This is a genomic window from Cupriavidus sp. F041 (assembly GCF_057814235.1).
This window is the reverse complement of the sequence record NZ_JBVASY010000002.1, coordinates 1416875-1436707: the sequence shown is the minus strand read 5'-3', so window position 1 is coordinate 1436707 and position 19833 is coordinate 1416875. Positions and strand designations below refer to the sequence as shown.

General features: G+C 66.8%; 19 protein-coding genes. 10 read left to right on the top strand and 9 right to left on the bottom strand.

Annotated features, from left to right (window positions below; translation table 11 throughout):
- The first annotated feature begins 20 nt into the window (after positions 1-20).
- The 3 genes from ACZY0R_RS23825 to ACZY0R_RS23815 all read left to right on the top strand — a co-directional run bounded on the left by ACZY0R_RS23825 (position 21) and on the right by ACZY0R_RS23815 (position 2557).
- Entirely contained in the window at positions 21-857 is an 837-nt protein-coding gene (locus ACZY0R_RS23825) for an intradiol ring-cleavage dioxygenase (protein WP_488861731.1), read from the top strand.
- 76 nt (positions 858-933) lie between these two features.
- The gene (locus tag ACZY0R_RS23820) at positions 934-1779 is read left to right on the top strand and encodes a SphA family protein (protein WP_488861729.1); all 846 of its coding nucleotides are present in this window, start codon (positions 934-936) and stop codon (positions 1777-1779) included.
- Between the two features lie 70 nt (positions 1780-1849).
- Entirely contained in the window at positions 1850-2557 is a 708-nt protein-coding gene (locus tag ACZY0R_RS23815) for a pirin family protein (protein ID WP_488861727.1), read from the top strand.
- Between the two features lie 64 nt (positions 2558-2621).
- On the opposite strand, the gene ACZY0R_RS23810 is transcribed toward ACZY0R_RS23815, so the two are convergent.
- The 3 genes from ACZY0R_RS23810 to ACZY0R_RS23800 form a co-directional block, all read right to left on the bottom strand.
- Positions 2622-3410, bottom strand: coding sequence for an alpha/beta fold hydrolase (locus tag ACZY0R_RS23810; RefSeq protein ID WP_488861725.1), 789 nt, complete (start codon positions 3408-3410; stop codon positions 2622-2624).
- Positions 3411-3458: 48 nt separating this feature from the next.
- Positions 3459-4415 carry a VOC family protein gene (locus ACZY0R_RS23805; RefSeq protein WP_488861723.1) on the bottom strand — a complete coding sequence of 319 codons (957 nt, stop codon included), beginning with the start codon at positions 4413-4415 and terminating at the stop codon, positions 3459-3461.
- Between the two features lie 153 nt (positions 4416-4568).
- A complete protein-coding gene (locus tag ACZY0R_RS23800) occupies positions 4569-5519 on the bottom strand; it encodes a LysR family transcriptional regulator (protein ID WP_488861721.1) in 951 nt (316 codons plus the stop codon).
- A gap of 255 nt (positions 5520-5774) precedes the next feature.
- Here ACZY0R_RS23800 and ACZY0R_RS23795 point away from each other — a divergent pair, with 255 nt between their 5' ends.
- Both ACZY0R_RS23795 and ACZY0R_RS23790 read left to right on the top strand, forming a co-directional pair.
- The gene (locus ACZY0R_RS23795; protein ID WP_488861719.1) at positions 5775-6983 is read left to right on the top strand and encodes an FAD-dependent oxidoreductase; all 1209 of its coding nucleotides are present in this window, start codon (positions 5775-5777) and stop codon (positions 6981-6983) included.
- Between the two features lie 75 nt (positions 6984-7058).
- Positions 7059-8123, top strand: a complete 1065-nt coding sequence (locus ACZY0R_RS23790) for a maleylacetate reductase (RefSeq protein ID WP_488861717.1) — start codon at positions 7059-7061, stop codon at positions 8121-8123.
- A 67-nt stretch (positions 8124-8190) separates the two neighbouring features.
- On the opposite strand, the gene ACZY0R_RS23785 is transcribed toward ACZY0R_RS23790, so the two are convergent.
- Both ACZY0R_RS23785 and ACZY0R_RS23780 read right to left on the bottom strand, forming a co-directional pair.
- Positions 8191-9282, bottom strand: a complete 1092-nt coding sequence (locus tag ACZY0R_RS23785; protein WP_488861715.1) for a porin — start codon at positions 9280-9282, stop codon at positions 8191-8193.
- Between the two features lie 236 nt (positions 9283-9518).
- Positions 9519-10514: a tripartite tricarboxylate transporter substrate binding protein gene (locus ACZY0R_RS23780; RefSeq protein WP_488861713.1), complete on the bottom strand. Its 996-nt coding sequence runs from the start codon at positions 10512-10514 to the stop codon at positions 9519-9521.
- A 508-nt stretch (positions 10515-11022) separates the two neighbouring features.
- On the opposite strand from ACZY0R_RS23780, the gene ACZY0R_RS23775 reads away from it, so the two are divergent.
- The 4 genes from ACZY0R_RS23775 to ACZY0R_RS23760 all read left to right on the top strand — a co-directional run bounded on the left by ACZY0R_RS23775 (position 11023) and on the right by ACZY0R_RS23760 (position 14824).
- Positions 11023-12234, top strand: coding sequence for an NnrS family protein (locus ACZY0R_RS23775; RefSeq protein ID WP_488861711.1), 1212 nt, complete (start codon positions 11023-11025; stop codon positions 12232-12234).
- Positions 12235-12334: 100 nt separating this feature from the next.
- Positions 12335-13768: a MocR-like pyridoxine biosynthesis transcription factor PdxR gene (gene pdxR, locus ACZY0R_RS23770; RefSeq protein ID WP_488861709.1), complete on the top strand. Its 1434-nt coding sequence runs from the start codon at positions 12335-12337 to the stop codon at positions 13766-13768.
- 140 nt (positions 13769-13908) lie between these two features.
- On the top strand, positions 13909-14346 hold the full coding sequence (locus ACZY0R_RS23765; RefSeq protein ID WP_488861707.1) for a carboxymuconolactone decarboxylase family protein: 438 nt from the start codon (positions 13909-13911) through the stop codon (positions 14344-14346).
- Between the two features lie 13 nt (positions 14347-14359).
- The gene (locus ACZY0R_RS23760; protein ID WP_488861705.1) at positions 14360-14824 is read left to right on the top strand and encodes a cupin domain-containing protein; all 465 of its coding nucleotides are present in this window, start codon (positions 14360-14362) and stop codon (positions 14822-14824) included.
- A 91-nt stretch (positions 14825-14915) separates the two neighbouring features.
- On the opposite strand, the gene ACZY0R_RS23755 is transcribed toward ACZY0R_RS23760, so the two are convergent.
- Together ACZY0R_RS23755 and ACZY0R_RS23750 are read right to left on the bottom strand one after the other, a co-directional pair.
- Positions 14916-15353 (bottom strand): carboxymuconolactone decarboxylase family protein, encoded by a 438-nt coding sequence (locus tag ACZY0R_RS23755; protein WP_488861703.1) that lies wholly within the window; start codon positions 15351-15353, stop codon positions 14916-14918.
- A gap of 137 nt (positions 15354-15490) precedes the next feature.
- On the bottom strand, positions 15491-16015 hold the full coding sequence (locus ACZY0R_RS23750) for an RrF2 family transcriptional regulator (RefSeq protein ID WP_488861701.1): 525 nt from the start codon (positions 16013-16015) through the stop codon (positions 15491-15493).
- Positions 16016-16287: 272 nt separating this feature from the next.
- Between ACZY0R_RS23750 and ACZY0R_RS23745 the strand changes: the two genes are divergently transcribed.
- Entirely contained in the window at positions 16288-17499 is a 1212-nt protein-coding gene (locus ACZY0R_RS23745) for a globin domain-containing protein (RefSeq protein ID WP_488861699.1), read from the top strand.
- Positions 17500-17635: 136 nt separating this feature from the next.
- On the opposite strand, the gene ACZY0R_RS23740 is transcribed toward ACZY0R_RS23745, so the two are convergent.
- A complete protein-coding gene (locus ACZY0R_RS23740; protein WP_488861697.1) occupies positions 17636-19057 on the bottom strand; it encodes a heavy metal sensor histidine kinase in 1422 nt (473 codons plus the stop codon).
- Entirely contained in the window at positions 19054-19725 is a 672-nt protein-coding gene (locus ACZY0R_RS23735) for a heavy metal response regulator transcription factor (RefSeq protein ID WP_488861695.1), read from the bottom strand. Before ACZY0R_RS23735 ends, ACZY0R_RS23740 begins: the two co-directional genes overlap by 4 nt.
- Positions 19726-19833: the final 108 nt, after the last annotated feature.

Below are 19833 nucleotides of genomic sequence, written 5' to 3'. Positions count from 1 at the left end.
CAGCATCTGGAGACAACACTATGCGCAATCTCGACCAAGACACCATCACGCAGGCGGTACTGGCCCGCCTGTCCGATACCCCGGATCCGCGCGTCAAGGAGATCGTGACCAGCCTGGTGCAGCATTTGCACAGTTTCGCGCGCGAGGTGAAGCTCACCGAGGCCGAATGGCTCAAGGGCATCCAGTACCTCACCGCCACCGGCCAGAAGTGCGATGACAAGCGCCAGGAGTTCATCCTGCTCAGCGATGTGCTCGGCTTGTCGATGCTCACCGTGTGCATGAACAACCAGAAGCCGCCGGGCTGCACCGAATCCACCGTGTTCGGCCCCTTCCACGTCGAAGGCGCGCCGCATTTCGAAGACGGCGCGGACCTGGCCAATGGCGCCAGGGGCGAGCCGTGCGAAGTGCATTGCACGATCAAGGACCTGGACGGCACGCCGGTCGCCGGCGCGACCGTCGATGTCTGGCAGGCCGATGCCGACGGCAACTATGACGTGCAATACGCGGACCTGGACGAGGCGCAGGGCCGCGGCGTGCTGCAGGCGGGCGACGATGGCAGGTTCAGCTTCCGCACCGTCGTGGCGCAAGCCTACCCCATCCCGGCCGACGGCCCCGTGGGCGAGTTGTTGCGCGCCACCGGACGCCACCCGTGGCGGCCGGCCCACCTGCATTTCATGATCAAGGCGCCCGGCTACGAGACGCTGGTCACCCATGTGTTCCGCAAGGGCGACCGCTACCTGGATTCCGACGCCGTCTTCGGCGTGCGCGAGTCCCTGGTCGGGGAGTGGATCCGGCAAGCGGGTGGCGACTACCGGCTCGACTTCGATTTCGTGCTGAACCGGGCCAGGGCCGCCTAGCCGGCGTCGAAGCCCGCGGCAAGTTGTTTGTTGTCCCCCTCGGAAGATCGCCAGGAAATCATCATGAGCAAACAACTTGCCGGTCGGCGTCGAAACCAACTATGTCGGCCTGATGCTGACCGAGGGCCTGCATGCATTTCTCTACTACTCGTACTACACCGCCAGCCGCTTCAAGGACAACAGCGGGCACGACAACAAGCAGTTCGCGAACTTCGGCCTCGACGTCAACTCCGCGGCAGCGCGCCTGAGCTATGTCTGGCCCCGTGTCAGGCTATTCGGCGCCACCCTGGAGACGCGCGTGGTGCAACCGGTGGCAAACGCGCACCTGCAGCTCGATATCGCGCGCCCGCCGCCGATGTCGGCACTCGACCGCGGCGGCGATACCACCGGGCTTTGCGACACCGCCTTCGCCCCGATCATCCTCGGCTGGCACCTGGGCGCATACCACCGGACGCTGGGGCTCGATACGCACCTGCCGCTGGGCACCTACGATACCAGCGAGCGGGTCAACACGGGCCGCAACTATTACCAGATCGCGCCGTTCTTTGCCTTCACCTGGTTCGTACTGCCTAATGTCGATGTCAATGCCAAGATCCGCTATGGCTTCAACACGCGCAACAATGCAACCAACTACCAGTCTGGCGACGAAGCGACGATCGAGTTCAGCGCGGGTTATCGACCTATCGCCCCGCTGCAGTTTGGTCTCAACGGCTACCTCTACCGCCAGACCACCGACGACCGCCAGAACGGCGTGGTGGTCAATGGCAACGGCAATCGCGGCCGCGTGAACGCGCTGGGGCCTTACCTCAGCTACAACATCACGCCCGCCATGCCGCTGATCCTGAAGCTGCAGTTCGAGTTCGACGCGCACAACCGTCCGCAGGGCACGCGCCTGTGGCTGCAGCTCAAGATCCCCCTTTGACGCCTCTGGCTCAACGCCTGTCGCCCAACGTTTCGCACGGCTTTTCAACCCATCCACATCGAGCATCCTCATGAGCATTGAAATCCGCTACGGCCAGGGCCGCGGACAAGCCGACCACGGCTGGCTGCGTGCCCGTCATTCGTTCTCCTTCGGGTCTTATCACGATGTCCGCCACATGCGCTTTGGCCCCATCGTGGTCCTCAACGAGGACCGCATCAGCCCCGGCAAGGGCTTTGGCGAGCATGCCCATCGCGATATGGAGATCATTTCCTATGTGATCGACGGCGGGCTGGAACACCGCGACAGCATGGGCAACGGCTCGGTCCTGCGCTACGGCGACGTGCAGCGCATGAGCGCCGGGCGCGGCATCGCGCACAGCGAGTTCAATGCATCGAACAGCACGGAGGTGCACTTCCTGCAGATCTGGATCGAGCCGCACACGACTGGCCTGCCCCCGAGCTACCAGGAGCGGCATTTCGATGCGGCATCGAAACGCGGCGTGTTGCGGCTGATTGCCTCGCCGGACGGCCGCGACGGTTCGGTGGTGATTCACCAGGACGTGTACCTGCGCGCTGCCGTTCTCGATGGCGCGGACTCGTTGGCGTACCACTGCGCGGCGGACCGGCAGGCCTACCTGCAGGTCGCGCGGGGTCACCTGCGCGTGGACGGGCATCCGCTGGACCAGGGCGATGCGCTCAAGGTCAGGGGCCCCTGCGATTTGATGCTGAGCGAAGGACGGGATGCCGAAGTGCTGCTGTTCGACGTCCCGCGGGACTGACCCCATGGGCCGCGGCTCCCTCCTGCCGATGCCATGGAGGCAGGGGCCGCGGCCTTGCGCCGTGCTAGGCCGGCCGGGTCGCCGCCTGGCCGTCGTCCGCGCTGCGCAGCAGGAAGCTCTCGAGCGCCGCGCCGGTGGCCGCCGGGGTTTCCTGCACCGGATAGTGGCCGGCTCCCGCCAGCACCTGCAGCGTCGCGTTGCGGTACCACTTGAGCGTGGTGGCGCGGGCTGCCGCTTCCGTATTGCTGCCGTCATGCTGGCCCACCAGTACCAGGATCGGCTTGTCCGAGCCCTCCACCTGCTGGCTGATGTCGGTACGGCTGGCATCGAGCGCATAACTGGCAAAGGCGCCGGCGTCGATGCTGTCCCAGCTGCTGTCCACCACGGCGCGGGCGAAGGCGGCCGGGTAGCGGTGCGCCGTGCCGGCCGTCACCAGGTCTTCGCGCCGCTGGCGCGACGCCGCCGCCTCCTGCAGCGTCCGCACCCGCTGCGGGTCGCTGCTGCCGCCGCGCGCGCTGAGGCCGGCAATCGAGACGATCACGTCCACGCGCTGCGGCAGCGCCAGCGCCAGCATCTGCGCAGCCAGCGCGCCGAGCGAGTGCCCGGCAACGGCGAAACGGCTCCAGCCGAGATAGTCCGCCAGGCGCGTGGCGTCGATCACGACTTCGCGCATCGTCATCAGCCCGCGCTCATTGCGCGCCAGCCCGTAGCCACGGTATTCGAGCGCGACATACTGGAATGCCTCCAGATCCGCCCAGCGCAGCAGGTCGTCAAACGCGTCGCGCGTGCCGAGCAGTCCGGGGAACAGCATTACTTTGCGTGGGCCGGTGCCCACCAGTTTGAAGGACGTCATGGCGCCACCTCCATGGCCGGGCACCGCGTCGTCGGGGAAGGCCGGAAATCAGACATGGATCGGGTCCTCCTTCTGCATATGCTTGCGCAGTTCGTCGTGCGACGCATTGAACTGCGGGGAGATCTTCAGTTCGGTGCCGAGCATGGCCTCTTCTTCGTCCATCTTGAAACCCAGCGACTTGGTGGCCTCGAACATCACGCCACCCGGCGTGCGCACGTAGACCGATTCGAAGTAGCCACGGTTCTTGCGGTCGGAGAAATCGGTAAAGCCCATGCCCTCGGTGTCGAACTTCACCCGGGCCTGTGTATCGTAGTCGGCCACGTCGAAGGCGCCGTGGTGCACGATGCCCTCGGCCAGCGTCCAGGTGCCCTGGCGCAGGTCGGGCTCGTACAGCACATCGATACGGCGCCCCGCCCCGCCCTCGCCCGCTTCATAGCGGGTGAAATTGCCATCGGCCACGGTCTTGCGGAAGTACCAGGCCGTCTGCATGAAGGTGTCCATGTCCTCCAGTTCACGCACGGTCACCGTCCAGTTATGAAAACCGCGCACCGCATATTGCTCCGGCACGTATTCGGAGCGCCACGGCTTGCGCGTATCGATGGGATCTTCCACCACTTCGAAGTCGATGCCGGCATGTACCACGCGCAGGTACTTCTCGCCAAAACGCTCCGACTCCTGCGCAATGGCGATGCCGTGGCGGCCAAAGTGCTCGCGCCAGAAATCCAGCGAGCCCGCCGGCACCGAGTAGGCGATGGCGGTGAACTGGCCGGAGCCCTTGCGCCCGACCAGCTCGGTGCGGCGCATCGGGAACGTGGTCATCACCGTGCCGGGCGTACCGTCCGCGTCGCTGAAATACAGGTGGTAGATCGGAATGCGGCCATCGTAGAACAAGGTGCGCTTGATAAAGCGTTGCCCCAACACCTTGACGAAGAAATCCACATCGCCCTGGGCCGTGCTGGTGCACAGCGTTATGTGATGCAGACCGCGAATGAGGTTGCCTTCCATATCGTCTCCTTAACTGGCTTAGGCTATCCGCCCGGCCGCGCCGGATACCGGGGCGCTTGCGGGCTTGGCTGGAGTATGGAAGCGGGGCCCGCGCGGGGCCATAGCCGGAAAGGAATACACCGAATGCCGATTCGGCATCCGGCGCCGCGCCGCTCAGGCGGCGCAGGTCTCGTCGCCGCCCTCGCCCGCATCGGCCAGCAGGCTGTGGATCAGGTCGCGGAACCACTTGTTGGCAGGGTCCTTGTGGAAGCGCTCATGCCAGAACTGGCGCACCACAAAGCCGGGAATCTTCACCGGCAGCTCCAGCACCTGGGCGCCGACCAGCCGCGCCACCTCGACCCCGGCGCGGCGGGAGACCGTAAACAGCGCGTCGGAACTCGGCAGCGTGGTCAGCACCGTGAGGAAGTTCGGCAGCGTGACGACAAAGCGCTCGGCCGGAATGCTGTCGAGCAGGAAGCGCTCCAGCGCCTCGTAGCCGATCGGCAGCGGCGCCACCAGCGCATGCGAGGCGTTCAGGTAGGCCTGCTCGCTCAGCGCGCCTTGCGCCACCGGGTGGCCGGCGCGCGCCAGGCAGACGTAGTCGGACGCGTACAGCCGGCGCTGGTAGAACGGCGAGCGCGTGATGGCGAAGCTGCCCATGGCCAGGTCCGCCTCGCCCTCTTCCAGCATTTCCTCCACGCCGTGCCGCGGTGCGGCAATGGCCCGCACCCGGATGTTGGGCGCATGCTCTGCAAGGTGGCCCAGCAGGCGGGGCAGCAGGAAAGCGGCGCCAAAATCGGTCGCGACGAAGCTGAAGCTGCGGCGAGAGACGGCCGGGTCGAACTGGTCGGGGCTTTCGATGGCCTCCTGCATCAGCTGGATCACGCTGGCGATGCGCGGCGCCAGTTCGCGCGCTCGGGGCGTGGGCGACATCCCGGCAGTGGTCCGCACGAACAACGGATCGCCGAAGTACTGCCGCAGTTTGCTCAGCGACTGGCTCATCAGCGGCTGGCTGAGGCCAAGGCTGTCGCCGGCCTGGGTCAGGCTGCGCTTGCGCAGCACCGCGTCGAACACGACCAGCAGCCGCAGGTCGAGCGAGGCGGCGAAACCGGCATTCCTTGCCATGGCGGGATTCCTGTGTGGACTGTGACGCACCGGCGATTCCGGGTGCGCGGCGAAGGCCGCCGGAAGACCCGTTGTATCCGATCCGCGCGCCTCATGCGGGCCGCGCGCATTCAACTTCCGAATGGCGCCGATGCGATTCCGCGTATCGACACCGGTATGACCGGCCGGTACCTTGCACGCAGGATTCTAGCGGCCTCGACGGCCGCACGGCAATCGCCAGGATGCGCGATGCCGATCCCCTACAAGGAACCGAACATGTCATACGATGAAAGAATTGCAATCGTCGGGGCCGGCCCGGTCGGCCTGACCACCGCCCTGACGCTGGCGCGCCAGGGCGTGCCCTGCGTCGTGTTTGAAAGCGCCGGCGAAATCGCCCGCGAGCAGCGCGGCGCGGCGTTCCATCCCCCCACGCTGGAGATCTTCCGCCAGCTCGGCATCGCGGCGGACCTGATGAAAATGGGCATCCGCATTCCCGTCTGGCAGATGCGCGACCGCAGCGAGGGCGTCTATGCCGAGTTCGATCTCGGCACCTTGTCCAGCCTGACCGACTTCCCGTTCCGCTTCCACCTGCCCCAGCACTACCTGTCCAGCTTGCTGATCGACGTGCTGCGCACCCTGCCGCAGGTCGAACTGCGCTTTGGCGAAGCGCTGGAATCGGTTTCGACCGACGGCGCCGGCGCCACGCTGAAGCTGCGCACCGCCCAAGGCCCGGGCGAACTACAGGTGCCCTGGGTGATCGGCGCCGACGGTGCCCGCAGCATGGTGCGCAAGAGCGCCGGCTTCGGCTTCGAGGGCTTCACCTGGCGCGAGAAATTCCTGGTCACCAACGTCGCCATGCCGATGGAGGCACTGGGCTACACCGGCACGGCCTACGTCTCCGACCCCGATCACTGGGCGGTGGTGCTGAAGCTGTACGACGATACCCGCCCTGACCTCTGGCGCGTTGCCATGCCGGCCGATCCGGAGGTCGATGACGCCGTGCTGCTGGAGCCGGCCAGCGTGCAGGCCCGCCTGCGCGAGACGCTGGGCGTGGACATGGATTTCCCGCTGGCTTACTCGGGCACCTACCGGGTGCACCAGCGCGTGGCGGACACCTTCGTCAAGGGCCGCATCCTGCTGGCCGGCGACGCCGCGCATATCAACAACCCGATCGGCGGCTTCGGCCTGAACGGCGGCGTGCACGACGCCTTCAACCTTGGCACCAAGCTGGCCGAGATCTGGCATGGCCGCGCCGGCGCCGAACTGCTCGACCTGTACTCGCGCCAGCGCCGCACCGTGGCCGTGGAGGTGGTGCAGAAGAACAGCATCCGCAACAAGAAAACCATGGAAGAACGCGACCCGCGGGTGCGCCGCCAGAACCAGCAGGCCCTGCACGCGATCTCGCTCGATCTGGACAAGTCGCGCGAGTTCCTGCTCGACAGCTCGATGATTGCTTCGATCCGCCGCGCCGATGCCATTGCCTGAGGCGCGGTGACCTGACGGCCGGCGTCCGCGGCAAGCCGCGGACGCCGGCCAAAACCACTGCATGGGAGACCCAACATGATGCAAGACCGCTTTATCTACGCACCGCTGCCCGCGCGCGTGGTGTTCGGCAAGGGCTCGCTCGCCGCGCTGGCGCGCGAGGTCGAGCAGCTCGGTGCCACGCGCGCCCTGGTGCTTTGCACGCCCGAGCAGATGGCACTGGCGCAGCGCGTTGCCGCGCTGCTCGGCGAGCGCTATGTGGGCACGTTCCCCGGCGCCGTCATGCATGTGCCGATCGAGGTCGCGCGCGAGGCGCGCGCGCTGGCGGCCCGGCTCGGCGCCGATTGCGCGGTGGCGGTCGGCGGCGGCTCCACCATCGGCCTGGGCAAGGCCATCGCACTGGAGTCGCCGATGCCCATCGTGGCGGTGCCGACCACCTACGCCGGCTCCGAGATGACGCCGATCTACGGCATCACCGAGCAGGGCGAAAAGAAGACCGGGCGCTCCGTGCAGGTGCTGCCGCGCACCGTGGTCTACGATCCCGAACTCACGCTGAGCCTGCCCGCGGCGATGAGCGCCACCAGCGGCCTGAACGCCATCGCCCATTGCGTGGAGGCGATGTATGCCGCCGACGCCAATCCCATCTCCACGCTGATGGCCGAGGATGGCATCCGCGCCCTCGCCGGCGGGCTGCCCGACGTGGTGGCGCGGCCCGACGACATGGCCGCGCGCAGCGCCTGCCTGTATGGCGCGTGGCTGGCCGGCTCGGTGCTCGGCAGTTGCGCGGTCGCGCTGCACCACAAGCTGTGCCATACGCTGGGCGGCATGCTCAACCTGCCGCACGCGGAAACCCACGCCATCATCCTGCCCCACGCGGTGCAGTACAACGCGGCCGCCGCGCCGCAAGCCATGGCGCGCATTGCCGCCGCGCTCGGCAGCGACAGCGCCGCGCACGGGCTGTACCGGCTGGCAAGCCGCTTGCGGGTGCCGCTGGCGCTGGAGCAACTGGGCGTGCGGCATGCCGACCTGGCACGCGTGGCCGACCAGGCGATGCGATCGCCCTACCCTAATCCGGCGCCGCTCACCCGCGACGGCATACTGCATTTGCTGGAGAACGCATTCGCGGGCGTCGAGCCGCACTGAAGCCAGGCAAGCAGAACGCCGCGCCGGCCGGATCCTGATCCCGCCGGCGCGGCGTTTTCCCCTGGCATCAGAAGGCGTGCTTGATCCCCACCATGGCGCCAAGCTGGCTGGCGCCGGGCGCCGGGTTGGCACCGGGCTGGCCATTGCTGACCGACATGGCAAGCTGCCCGCCATTGTCGATAAAGCCCGCGGTGGCGTACACCGAACTGCGCCTGGAGAAGGCATAGGTGGCCCGCGCCGCGTACAGCCAGGCCTTGTTGCTGCTGTTGTGATAGCGCAGGTTGAAGACTTCCGCGTCCACGCTGAAGGCCGGCGTCACGGCATAGGACACGCCGCCATACCACAGGTCGCTGCGCGGCGTGGGGCTGGCCCGGTTGTCGCGCCGCACCAGGCCAAGGCCGAGCTTGGCGGCGCCCACCATGGCATAGCCGTTGAGCGAGAGCCGGTCGTCGCGCAAGCCGCTGCTGGTCAGCCCGGCGAACGCACCCGGACCACCACGCAATGAGTCATAGGCCGCGTTCACCACCCAGCTCTTGGCATCATACTGGAGCAGCGCCGACCATTCGCGGCAGGCGCGCGCGTCGGCCGGGTTCTCGCCGGCGCAGTTGGTGCCGGCCGGGCTCGGGCCGCCATTCGCGCCGTCGCGCCCGAAGCTGTAGGTGGCCCCTACGGTAAGACCCCCGAAGGTGCCCTTGTACGCAATGGCGTTATCGGCGCGGGAATTCGCCATGTAGCTGTCCAGCGATGCCGAGCCGAACGTGTTAGGGCCAAGCATGTCGGCTTCGAGGTTGGCCCAGAACGTCATGGTGTACTGCCGGCCCAGCGTGAGTTGGCCCCACTTGCCGGCGAGGCCCACATACGCCTGGCGGCCAAACAGGCGGCCGCCCTGGTTGGACACGCCATTGTCGGGGCCGAAGCCCGACTCCAGCGCGAACACCGCCTTCAGGCCCTGGCCGAGATCCTCGCTGCCGCGCAGGCCCCAGCGCGATGGCACGGTGCCTGTCAGGCCCGGTATGCGCGCCACGCTGTCGCGTGCCGCGCCGATATGGTTGATGTACTCCACGCCTGTGTCGACCACCCCGTACAGGGTGACCGACTGCGCGGCGGCAAACCCTGGCAGCGCCACCAGGGCGGCGGCCGTCAGCCGGATGTTTTTCATGGGTCTCCTCCAGTCCTTGCTGTTGTTGTGATGAAACGCGAAAGCGAAACCGACACGGAAACCAGGGCGAAAGGCAGCGCGCCCGGCGCGCAAGCGGCCCTGCCTTGTCACCGGCACGGCAGCGGCAGTCTCGGGGCAATGGCAGGCAAGCGCCGGGCCGGATGCGGCAGCCCGCTGCATCCGGACAGCGAGGCTGGCCCGTCAGCGCTTGCGCCCGGCAGGCCGGGTCAGGCGCCTCACTCCACGGCGGCCCCGGTCGCCCGCGCGATCTCCGACCACCTGGCCGCATCGCTGGAGATGAAGCGCCTGAACGCTTCCGGGCTGCTCGGTGCGAGGTCGACATTGAGCGCGGCAAAGCGCGCCTTGACCTCGCCATTGCGCAAGGCCTTGAGCACGGCCTCGTTCAGCCGGCCAATGACCTGGGGCGGCGTATTCGCCGGCGCCAGCAGGCCGAGCCACGAGGTGCTGGCATAGCCCGGCAGGCCCGCCTGGGCGATGGTCTGCCATTGCGGGCGCGATGGCGAAGGCTGGGCGCTGGTCAATCCCAGCGCGGTGAGCTTGCCTGCCTTGATAAAGGGGTCCGCGGCGGCCAGGTCGGCGAACATGACCTGGGCGTGGCCGGCCACCACGTCGTTCAGGCCCTGCATGGTGCCCTTGTAGGGCACGTGCTTCATGCGGATATGCGCCAGCTGGTTGAAGTGCTCCGCCCCCAGGTGGTTGGAGGTGCCCGCGCCGGACGATGCATAGTTCACCTGGTCGGGATGGCGGCGCGCATGGTCGATCAACTCACCGACACTCTTTACCGGCAAGCCGGGCGATGCCACCAGCACCTGGGGCACCTCCGCCACCAGCGAGACCGGCGCGAAATCGCGCACCGGATCGTACCTGACCCGGCCCTTGGGATAGACCGCGGGCGCAATGGTGAGCGACGAGGCCGCCATCAGCAGCGTGTAGCCATCGGCGTCGGCGCGCGCCACATATTCGGAGGCGAGCATGGTGCCCGCGCCAGGCCGGTTTTCGACCACCACCGACTGTCCCAGCGATTCCTTGAGCTTTTCGGCGAGGACCCGGCTCATCACATCGGCGATCCCGCCGCTGGTGAACGGCACCACCAGCCGGATCGGATGGGTCGGGAAAGGCGCGGTATCGGCGGTGGCACCGAGCGACGTGCCGCACGCGAGGAACGCGCAGGCGGACACGAGCAGGCTATGCAGGCGGGGGGGACGCTTCATCGGACATTGTCTCCATCATCGTTATTGGCGACGGCGCTGAGCGGCGCGCCGTGCCTGTATGTGAAAGCATTAGACAATGTGGCGATGGCGAGGGACAGGCGCGTTGGCTTATGGCTGGCATAAGCGGCTTGCATGCGCCGCGGCGATGGCCCGACGCGGATGGACTAGCGGGCCTGAGGCCGCTCCGCCTGGTCCGCCTTCCTGGACGCCCAGGCCAGCAGGTAGCTGGTGCAAAGGCGTGGGGCGAGCCATGACGCAGTCCCGGTCGCGAGCGGCATAGCGGCAGATTGTCATGCTGGATCCGAGCTTCGCCCATCAGTCTTTATGTTGCATTTGAAATGCTTGTTTTATAGAATCGTTCTCAGGTTGCTGCGCCGCACGATATGAAGGCCGGTAACACCGGTAACGCCGGTTGGCAAGCGAGGCCGCTGCGACCTGAGGCCTTGGCGGCTGCCGCCAAGGCGAATACCGCATCCTGAATACCACCCGACACATTGAGAGCCGAACCATGCTGCCCCTTGCGCAAAACCAGCCACCGGCAAGCCACGCCACCGCGCGCTATCACGGCCATCCCGTCCTTGCGCTCGCGTTCCGGCCGTTCTACCTTATGGCGGCTGCCTTTGCCGTGGCAGCGATTGGCGTCTGGACAGCGATCTACCTGGGCTGGTGGCCCCAAGCAGGCGCACAACCGGCCATGGGCGGCATGCTGTGGCACGCGCACGAGATGGTGTTCGGCTTTGCCGCCGCGATCGTGGTCGGCTTCCTGTTCACTGCCGGCAAGAACTGGACGGGCCTGCAAACTCCGCAGGGCGGCTTGCTGGCCTGCCTCGCTGCCGTCTGGCTTGCGGCGCGCGTGCTGATGTGGACCGGGCCGGCAGCCGTTGCGGCCGTGCTGGACCTGGCCTTCCTGCTGCTTTGCGCGGCCAGCTTCCTGCGCGTGCTGGTTCGCGCCGGCAGTACGCGCAACTACGGCCTTGCCGCCGCGTTGTTCCTGCTATGGACGCTGAATGCGGTGTTCCATGTGGCGCTGGCCAACGGCGCCGTGCTGCTCGCGCTGCAGAGTGCCGATGCGGGGATCGGGCTGATCGTCATCTTCATTACCGTGATCGGCGGGCGCGTGATCCCGATGTTCACTGCCAACACGGTCCCAGGGGTACGCATTCGGCGCTCTGCAGCCATCGAGCGCAGCGTTGTGCCGCTGACGCTGGCCGCGATGACCGCCTGCACGCTGGCGCCGCGCGGCATGGCCACCGCCGCGATCGCGCTGCTGGCCGCTCTGGCGCAAGCCGTGCGCCTGGGCGGCTGGAGCTCGCGGCGCACGGCAGGCAAGCCCCTGATCGCCATCCTGCACCTCGCCTACGGCTGCCTGCCGCTGGGCCTGCTCTTGCTGGCGGCCGCCGCACTTGGCTGGGCCGACCGCTCGACGGCCTTGCACGCGCTCACCGTGGGTGCGATCGGTTGCGCCATCCTGGGGATGATCACACGCACCGCACTGGGCCATACGGGCCGCAAGCTCGAGGCCGGCCCGATGGAGAAAGCGGCTTATGCGTGCATCGGCACGGCCGCCCTCTTCCGCGTCCTGGGGCCGCTATTGCTGCCGCAATACAAGCCGTTCTGGATAGCCGGGGCTGCTGCGCTGTGGATGGCGGCGTTCTTGCTTTACCTGGTGAAATACACGCCCTACCTGACCAGGCCGCGCGCCGACGGGCGGGACGGCTGAGCGGCCAGGGACCGGGCCAAGCCCCCCCAACGCCCCTTCACCGATGGCATGAGCGGCTACTAAAATCGATGAACTTTCCTCCGTCTCAGGTAGCCAGCAAATGGACGTCCATTTGACTATTCACGGCCGGCAGGGCCTGGCCGGCCAGCTTTATCGCCAGTTGCGCGCGGGTATCGTCGACGGACGGCTGGCGCCGGGCGAGAGACTGCCGTCTACCCGCGACCTCGCCACGCAGCTCGGCATCTCGCGCAAGACCACGCTCGATGTGTTCGAGCGGTTGATTGCCGAGGGCTACCTGCGCTCGCGCGCCGGCGACGGCACCTTCGTGGCGCACGAGATGACCCGCCTGGCACCGGCGCCGGCACCGGTCTCCCCGAGTCCCGGCTCCGGCTCGATCTGGGAAACGTTGCCGGACGCCTTGCCGATGACGGCGCCCGGCGCGGCGCCCGCGTTCGACTTCGTGGGCGGCGTCACCGACAAGGCCTTGTTTCCCTTCGACAAGTGGCGCAGTTGCGTGAGCCACGCGCTGCGCGTGCAGGCCCGCGGACGCGGCACCTACCGGGATCCCGCCGGTGAGCAGGAGCTGCGCCTGGCGGTCTCGCGCTACCTGGCTTTCAGCCGCGCCGTGGTCGGCAACTGGCAGGACGTCATCGTGACGCAAGGCGCGCAGCAGGCGATCGACCTGATGGCCCGGGTCGTGATCCGCCCAGGCGATGTGGTGGCGGTGGAAGATCCCGGCTATCCGCCCGCGCGCATCGCATTTTCCGCGCTCGGCGCGCAGGTGGCCCACGTCCCGGTCGATGCCGAGGGGCTGGTGGTGGACGCCCTGCCGGACAACGCGCGCATTGTCTACGTCACGCCCTCGCACCAGTTCCCGCTGGGCATGGCCATGAGCATGGAGCGCCGCGTCGCGCTGCTGGAATGGGCGCAACGCCGCGGTGCGCTGCTGCTGGAAGACGACTACGACGGCGAATTCCGCTTCATGGGCCGCCCGATGGAGTCGCTCAAGAGCCTGGACAAGACCGGCGTGGTGGCGTACGTGGGCACCTTCTCCAAGACGATCTTTCCCGAACTGCGCATTGGCTACGTGATCCCCCCGGCACCGCTGGCCACAGCGGTACGCCGCGCCAAGCAGGTCGGCGACTGGCATAGCTGCACCATGACGCAGACCGCCCTCGCCAAGTTCATGCTCGACGGCTATTTCGGCAAGCATCTGCGGCGCATGCATAAGGAATATGCCGCGCGCCGGACCGCGCTGCTTGCGCACCTGGACGGCCCGCTGAGCCAGTGGTTCACGGCGCTCGCGCCGGCCGCCGGCATCCACCTGGTTGCCCGACTGAAGACGGAGCAGGATGAGCAGGCGCTGATCGCACGTGCCGCCGCCGCATCCGTTGGCCTGTACGGCATCTCGGGCATGTACGGAGGGCAACGGCCGACACCCGGGATCCTGTTTGGCTATGGCGGCATCGGCGTGGCCGACATCCACGCCGGCATGGAAAAACTGGCCGTAGCGATGGCGGCCGGCACCCGGTAGCCGCCCTGGACCCTGGGCAAAGGCCGGCCACCACTGGCTACCTTAAATTACCAAAAAGTGGCTCTTTTTTATAACCAGTTGCCGTCCTAATCTTGTTCCTGTCGCGCAGCCAACCCGGCGGCGCAAACCAGGAGCAAACCATGGAACAACGTCTCGACTTCTACAAAGCCAGCCCCGCCACCATCAAGGCGCTGATCGGGCTGGAGGAACGCATCGGCAAGAGCGGACTGGAACAGCCGCTGGTGGAACTGGTGCGCCTGCGGGCTTCGCAAATCAACGGCTGCGCCTATTGCATCGACTTGCACAGCACCGACGCGCGCAAGGGCGGCGAAGACGACCGCCGCCTGGCCACCCTGTCGGTCTGGCGCGAAACGCCCTTCTTCTCCGCGCGCGAGCAAGCCGCGCTGGCCTGGACCGAGGCAGTCACGCTGGTCGCGCAGGACCACGTGCCCGACGCCGCCTGGGAAGCCGTCCGCCCGCACTTCAGCGATGCCGAGCTGGTTGACCTGACGCTGCTGATCTCCGCGATCAATAGCTGGAACCGCTTCGCCATCTCGTTCCGCAAGACGCCGGCCTGAGCCAGGGGAGACAATGACGATGACCCGATTGCAGATTGGGCGGGCCGTGTCCCGCCTGGCGATTGCGACAGTAGTGCCGGCTGTGCTGGCGTTGCCGGGCGCGGGCAGTGCCCTTGCCCATACGCCTGACGGACAGCCCGGCAAGTCCGAGGAAAGCGTGCAGCCGCTGATGAAGCAGCCGATCCCTGAGGCCGCGGGCAAGAACGTCCTGCTGGCAACAGTGACATTCGCACCCGGCCAGGAGTCCGAGCCCCATGTCCACCCCGGATCGATCTTTGCCTACGTACTGGAAGGTACCGTGGTATCGCAACTCGGCGGCGAGCCCGAAAGGACCTATAGCAAGGGCCAGAGCTGGTACGAAGCGCCCGGCGCGCGGCACCTCGTCACCCGCAACGCCAGCAAGACCAAGCCGGCCAGATTGCTGGTGTTTGGCATCGCCGCCGAAGGCGATCCGATCAAGCAGCCGCTGCCCCGATAAGCTGGCGGCCAGGACCTGCGGGCGTGGGCCCGCCGGCATGCCCGTTCCAGACCCCGCGCATGGCAGCGTCCCGGCTCCCGGCTCCCTTCACCTAGACGGGAGACCGGCGAAACGCGATGCCGAAGCGGTTAAGACTATTGACCGCCGTGACCAGCAAGGTCAGGTCCACAATCTCCCGCTCCGAAAAATACGGCCGCACCGCCTCCCAAACGGCATCCGGCACATGCGTGCCGGCGATGTCCGTCACCGCCTCGGCCCACGCCAGCGCCGCCCGCTCGCGGTCGGTGTACAGCGGCGTCTCACGCCAGACTTCCAGCATATCGATCCGCGCCGCCATCTCGCCGTCCTTGCGCGCCCGCGCCGAATGCAGGTCGATGCAATATGGACAGCCGTTGACCTGCGACACACGCAGGCGCACCAGATCCACCAGCGAATGCTCAAGCCGGTAGCGCTCGTTGCGCCTGTCCAGGCGAATCAATAGTTCGGTGCTGAGCCGGTTGGCCCGGTGGCTGTCGAGCCGCAATGTCATCCCGATCTCCCCTGCCGGCCCTGCCGGACGGCTGGCCGCATACGGCAGACTAGAGCCGCCGGGCGGGCGCAGACAATAGCCATTACGGCGCCATTTCGGGTAACCAGTGCATGCCTCTGCTTCGGGGTCCCGGCTACTTACTGCTCACCTGCATCGCCGGGCGCTGCCTGGGCAGGCCTGGCCTTGCGCGTCACGCTCTTCACGGGAATCCCCACCATGGTGGCCGCCCCGCCCTGTCCAAGCGCGCGGCTCAGCGCCGCGGGCTTCTCCACCAGATCCTGCAGGCTGTAGGCGTCCAGCACCTCGAAATAAGCCCGCAGCGCGGCGGCAAGCACGCCCCGCAAGCCGCACGCGCGCGTGATCACGCAATGGTTGTCGTCCCCCTGGAAGCACTCCACCAGGTGGAAATCCGACTCCATGGTGCGGATCACCTCGCCCACATTGATCTGCGCCGCCGGCCGGCCCAGCTCGATGCCGCCGGCGCGCCCGCGCACCGTGTGCAGGAAGCCGGCCTGGCCAAGCTTTTGCACAATCTTGATCAGGTGATTCTTGGGAATGCCGAACGCATCCGCGATGCGCTGGATGGTCACAAGCTCGCCTGGGTGGACCGCGACATAGATCAGGGTCCGCAGACTGTAGTCGGTGTAGTCAGTCAGTCTCATGGCTTGGTCCGGCTTGCGGCGGTAATGGTATGCGTGGCAGCCAGGATGGCTCTGCGGCGCGCTCAGCGCTGCATTGCGCAACGCCGCCGCAGTCTAACATGGCCCCCGGATGCATCTTTCCGCACTGCCGCAAACTTTATGTTGCATTATAAATGCATGTTTAATAAAATCATTCCCAAGGCGTCGCAACCACATCGCACGCTGCCACCGCAGAATGCCGCGGAATTTTTTTGCCTTTTTGTTGCATCTATCGTACATCTTTGGAGGTTGTCGTGCTGTCTGAAAAATCGAGACCACTGATCGACGCAAGCGTCCCCGTCCTGCGGGAACATGGCCTGGCCATCACCCAGACCTTCTACCGCAACATGTTTGCCGATCGGCCCGAGTTGACCAACCTGTTCAACATGGGCAACCAAGCCAACGGTTCGCAGCAGCAATCGCTTGCCTCCGCCGTCTTCGCCTACGCCGCCAACTATGGCGACAACAGCGCCCTGGCCCCGGTTGTCAGCCGCATCGTCCACAAGCACGCCTCGGTCGGCATCAAGCCCAGCCACTACGCCATCGTTGCCCGCCACCTGCTCGGCGCCATCGGCGAAGTGCTCGGCGACGCCGCCACCCCCGAACTGGTAGCCGCGTGGGACGAAGCCTACTGGTTGCTGGCCGCCGAACTGATCGCCGCGGAAACGCGCCTCTACGAACGCGCGCAGACCGGCCCGGACCACCGCCAGCCCGTGCGGATCGTTGCCCGCGAAGAACACAGCGCCGACATCACCGCCTTCACGCTCGAAGCCGTCGGCGGCACCACGCTGGCTGATTTCCTGCCGGGCCAGTACATCTCGGTCGTGGTCGAACTGGCACCCGGCGCCTTCCAGCAGCGTCAGTACAGCCTGTCAGACGCTCCCAACGGAAAGACCTGGCGCATCTCGGTAAAGCGCGACGGCGGCAACGGCGACACCTTGCCCGCCGGCGCCGTGTCCAACTGGCTCCATGACAACGCCCACCCGGGCGACGTGCTGATGGTCAGCCAGCCCTTCGGCGACTTCGCGCCGCGCATTGAGCCGGCCACGCCCATCGTGCTGCTCTCCGCCGGCGTCGGTGTCACTCCCATGATCTCCGCGCTGAATGCCGTGGCGCAACGCAATCCTTCGCGCAAGGTGGTGTTCGGCCATGCGGCGCGCAAGGTCTCGCATGTGGCCCACCTGAAGGATGTCACGCACGCGGCGCGGAAACTGCCGAAGCTGCGGACGCATTTCTTCCTGGAGTCCGCGGAGCCCGCTGAATTCCTCGCGCAACCCGCCCTGCCCGGCCGCATGGATATCGACGTGATCCTAGCTGACGATGATCTTGCGGATGCTGACTTTTACCTGTGCGGGCCGCTGCCGTTCATGCAGGCCCAGCGGGCGGCATTGCACGCGCGGGGAGTGAAGGCTGAGCGGGTGCATCGGGAAGTGTTCGGGCCGGATTTGCTGGATGGCCTGGTGTAGGGGCCGGCTGGCATGAACAATGGCCGGGCCCGATCTGCGGGTGAGACCACTGCGTCCGCCCTGGCAAACCAAGATCTGGGTCCGGCCTTGCTTCTGTTGGCATTCAAGCTGGCAGCAAGCGCCGGCCGCCAAACGATCAGGTAGCCTGCCCTTGCCGCGGAAACCGTAGCGCGAACCGCACCCGCCCCGGCGCGGGGCAACTGGCCTGCGCGTCGCCGCCATGCAGCACCATGATGGCCTTCACGATGGCGAGCCCCAGGCCGTTGGATTCGGTCATCCGGCTGCGCGCCGCGTCGCCGCGATAGAAGCGGTCGAACAGGCGGTCAAGCTGGCCCTGTGGGATGGTGTCGCCCTGGTTCTCGACCGCGATGACGAAGCCATCGGCCTGCTCAGTGCCGCTGAGCCGCACCACGCTGCCCGGCGCGCCGTAGCGCACGGCGTTGACCACGAGGTTGTTGATGGCGCGGCGGCACAGCAGCGGATTGGCCCATAGCGTCCCGCCCGCTGCCACCTCGAACGTCATGGCCTTCTCGTCCGCGGGCCCTTCGAAGTAATCGGCAATCTTCCTCAGTTCGTCGGGCAGTGACACCTGCTCGCACTCGATGACCAGACCGGCATGGTCCGCTTGCGCCAGGAACAGGATGTTCTCGGCGATACGGCCGAGCCGGTTGAGCTCTTCGAGATTGGATTCGAGGACTTCCTGGTACTCCTCTTGCCGGCGCGTCTGGCTGAGCGTGACCTGGGTCTGCCCGATCAGCGCGCCCACGGGCGTGCGGATCTCGTGGGCCAGGTCGGCGGAGAACTGGGTAAGGCGCTCGTAGCCTTCGGCCAGCCGGTCCAGCATGGCATTGAAGGCGCCGACGAGGCTGCGCAGTTCGGCGGGCGCATCGCGCTCGTCGAGGCGTACGGCGAGGCTGGCGGGACTGATTTCGGCGGCGCGCGCGGCGATGCGGCCAACCGGCTTCAACCCGCGCCGTATGGCGAAGAACGCAAGCGCGGTCGCCGCCAGCATGCCGACCAGCGCGGCCAGCACAACCCGGTTACGGTAGGCGGTGAGCATCTGCACTTCATTGCCCATCTGATGCGCGGCAATGACTTCGACCATGCTTCCGTCCTCACTGGAGCGCGCCAGCGCGGCCGCCCAATGCACCGGCACGCCGTTCTGCAGCCGGGTGGGCAGGATGCTGGACGTGGTCAGGCCGGCGCCATCGCCAGGCACGGCCAGGCCGAGCTCTGCCGGAACCTGCAGGTTGTCGGGATTGACCTGGATGAACGGCGGCTCTCCCGGCTTGCGGAAGATCAGCACATCGCGCTCGGCGCCGAGCATGGATTCGAACAGCAAGGGCCGGTCCTTGAGCTCGCCGACCGTGTACACATTCTTCGCCAGCCGCCGGAAATGCGCCACGCGCCCAACCAGTTGGAGATCGGCCCGGGCTTCCATCGAGGTCTTCGCGGACTGGTAGAAGTAGGCGCCCAGCGCACCGATCACCACGCAGGCAATCAAGGCGAACGATAGCGTAGTGCGGACTGTGAGCGAGCGTGACGACCAGGGCTTCACGTTCCCTCGCCAAAGGTGTAGCCGATGCTGCGTACCGTATGGATGAGCTTTCTGTCGAAGGGCTGGTCGACCTTGGCGCGCAGGCGCTTGATCGCCACGTCGACGACATTGGTGTCGCTGTCGAAATTCATGTCCCACACCTCGGCGGCAATCAGGGTGCGCGACAGCGCCTCGCCCTGGCGCTTGACCAGCAGGTGCAGCAGCAGGAATTCCTTGTTGGTGAGCGCGATCTCCATACCCTGGCGCGTCACCTTGCGGCGCAGGACATCGAGCTTGAGGTCCGCGTACTCGAACAACTCCGCCTCGCGCACCACGCCACGCCGCAGCAGCGTGCGGATGCGCAACACAAGCTCAATGAATGAGAAGGGCTTGACCAGGTAGTCGTCGGCGCCGAGTTCAAGACCGTGGATACGGTCGTTCACGTGGTCGCGCGCGGTAAGGAAAATCACCGGCAGGTCGCGCCGCGCGCGCAGCGCTCGCATGATTTCCCAGCCGTCGATGCCGGGCAGCATGACGTCGAGCACGACGAGATCGTAAGGATGCTCCAGCGCCATGTGCAGGCCATCCGTGCCGGTGCGCGCGAGATCGACGGCATAGCCGCTTTCTCGCAGTCCCTTCTTGAGGTAGTCGCCGGTCTTGGGGTCGTCTTCGATGACGAGGATGCTCATGATGCGCAAGGTTGTTCAACGGGTGTACTGACATTCTAGCGGGGGCCGGACCCTGTTTTATGACGTTTTTGTCATCAAAAAGTCACCCGCGCGACCGCGCCACCGGCC

Coding starts and splice junctions, on each gene's coding strand:
- ACZY0R_RS23825 (WP_488861731.1), top strand. CDS start 21: ATGCGCAATCTCGACCAAGACACCATCACGCAGGCGGTACTGGCCCGC.
- ACZY0R_RS23815 (WP_488861727.1), top strand. CDS start 1,850: ATGAGCATTGAAATCCGCTACGGCCAGGGCCGCGGACAAGCCGACCAC.
- ACZY0R_RS23810 (WP_488861725.1), bottom strand. CDS start 3,410: ATGACGTCCTTCAAACTGGTGGGCACCGGCCCACGCAAAGTAATGCTG.
- ACZY0R_RS23805 (WP_488861723.1), bottom strand. CDS start 4,415: ATGGAAGGCAACCTCATTCGCGGTCTGCATCACATAACGCTGTGCACC.
- ACZY0R_RS23800 (WP_488861721.1), bottom strand. CDS start 5,519: ATGGCAAGGAATGCCGGTTTCGCCGCCTCGCTCGACCTGCGGCTGCTG.
- ACZY0R_RS23795 (WP_488861719.1), top strand. CDS start 5,775: ATGTCATACGATGAAAGAATTGCAATCGTCGGGGCCGGCCCGGTCGGC.
- ACZY0R_RS23790 (WP_488861717.1), top strand. CDS start 7,059: ATGATGCAAGACCGCTTTATCTACGCACCGCTGCCCGCGCGCGTGGTG.
- ACZY0R_RS23785 (WP_488861715.1), bottom strand. CDS start 9,282: ATGAAAAACATCCGGCTGACGGCCGCCGCCCTGGTGGCGCTGCCAGGG.
- ACZY0R_RS23780 (WP_488861713.1), bottom strand. CDS start 10,514: ATGAAGCGTCCCCCCCGCCTGCATAGCCTGCTCGTGTCCGCCTGCGCG.
- ACZY0R_RS23775 (WP_488861711.1), top strand. CDS start 11,023: ATGCTGCCCCTTGCGCAAAACCAGCCACCGGCAAGCCACGCCACCGCG.
- pdxR (WP_488861709.1), top strand. CDS start 12,335: ATGGACGTCCATTTGACTATTCACGGCCGGCAGGGCCTGGCCGGCCAG.
- ACZY0R_RS23765 (WP_488861707.1), top strand. CDS start 13,909: ATGGAACAACGTCTCGACTTCTACAAAGCCAGCCCCGCCACCATCAAG.
- ACZY0R_RS23760 (WP_488861705.1), top strand. CDS start 14,360: ATGACGATGACCCGATTGCAGATTGGGCGGGCCGTGTCCCGCCTGGCG.
- ACZY0R_RS23755 (WP_488861703.1), bottom strand. CDS start 15,353: ATGACATTGCGGCTCGACAGCCACCGGGCCAACCGGCTCAGCACCGAA.
- ACZY0R_RS23750 (WP_488861701.1), bottom strand. CDS start 16,015: ATGAGACTGACTGACTACACCGACTACAGTCTGCGGACCCTGATCTAT.
- ACZY0R_RS23735 (WP_488861695.1), bottom strand. CDS start 19,725: ATGAGCATCCTCGTCATCGAAGACGACCCCAAGACCGGCGACTACCTC.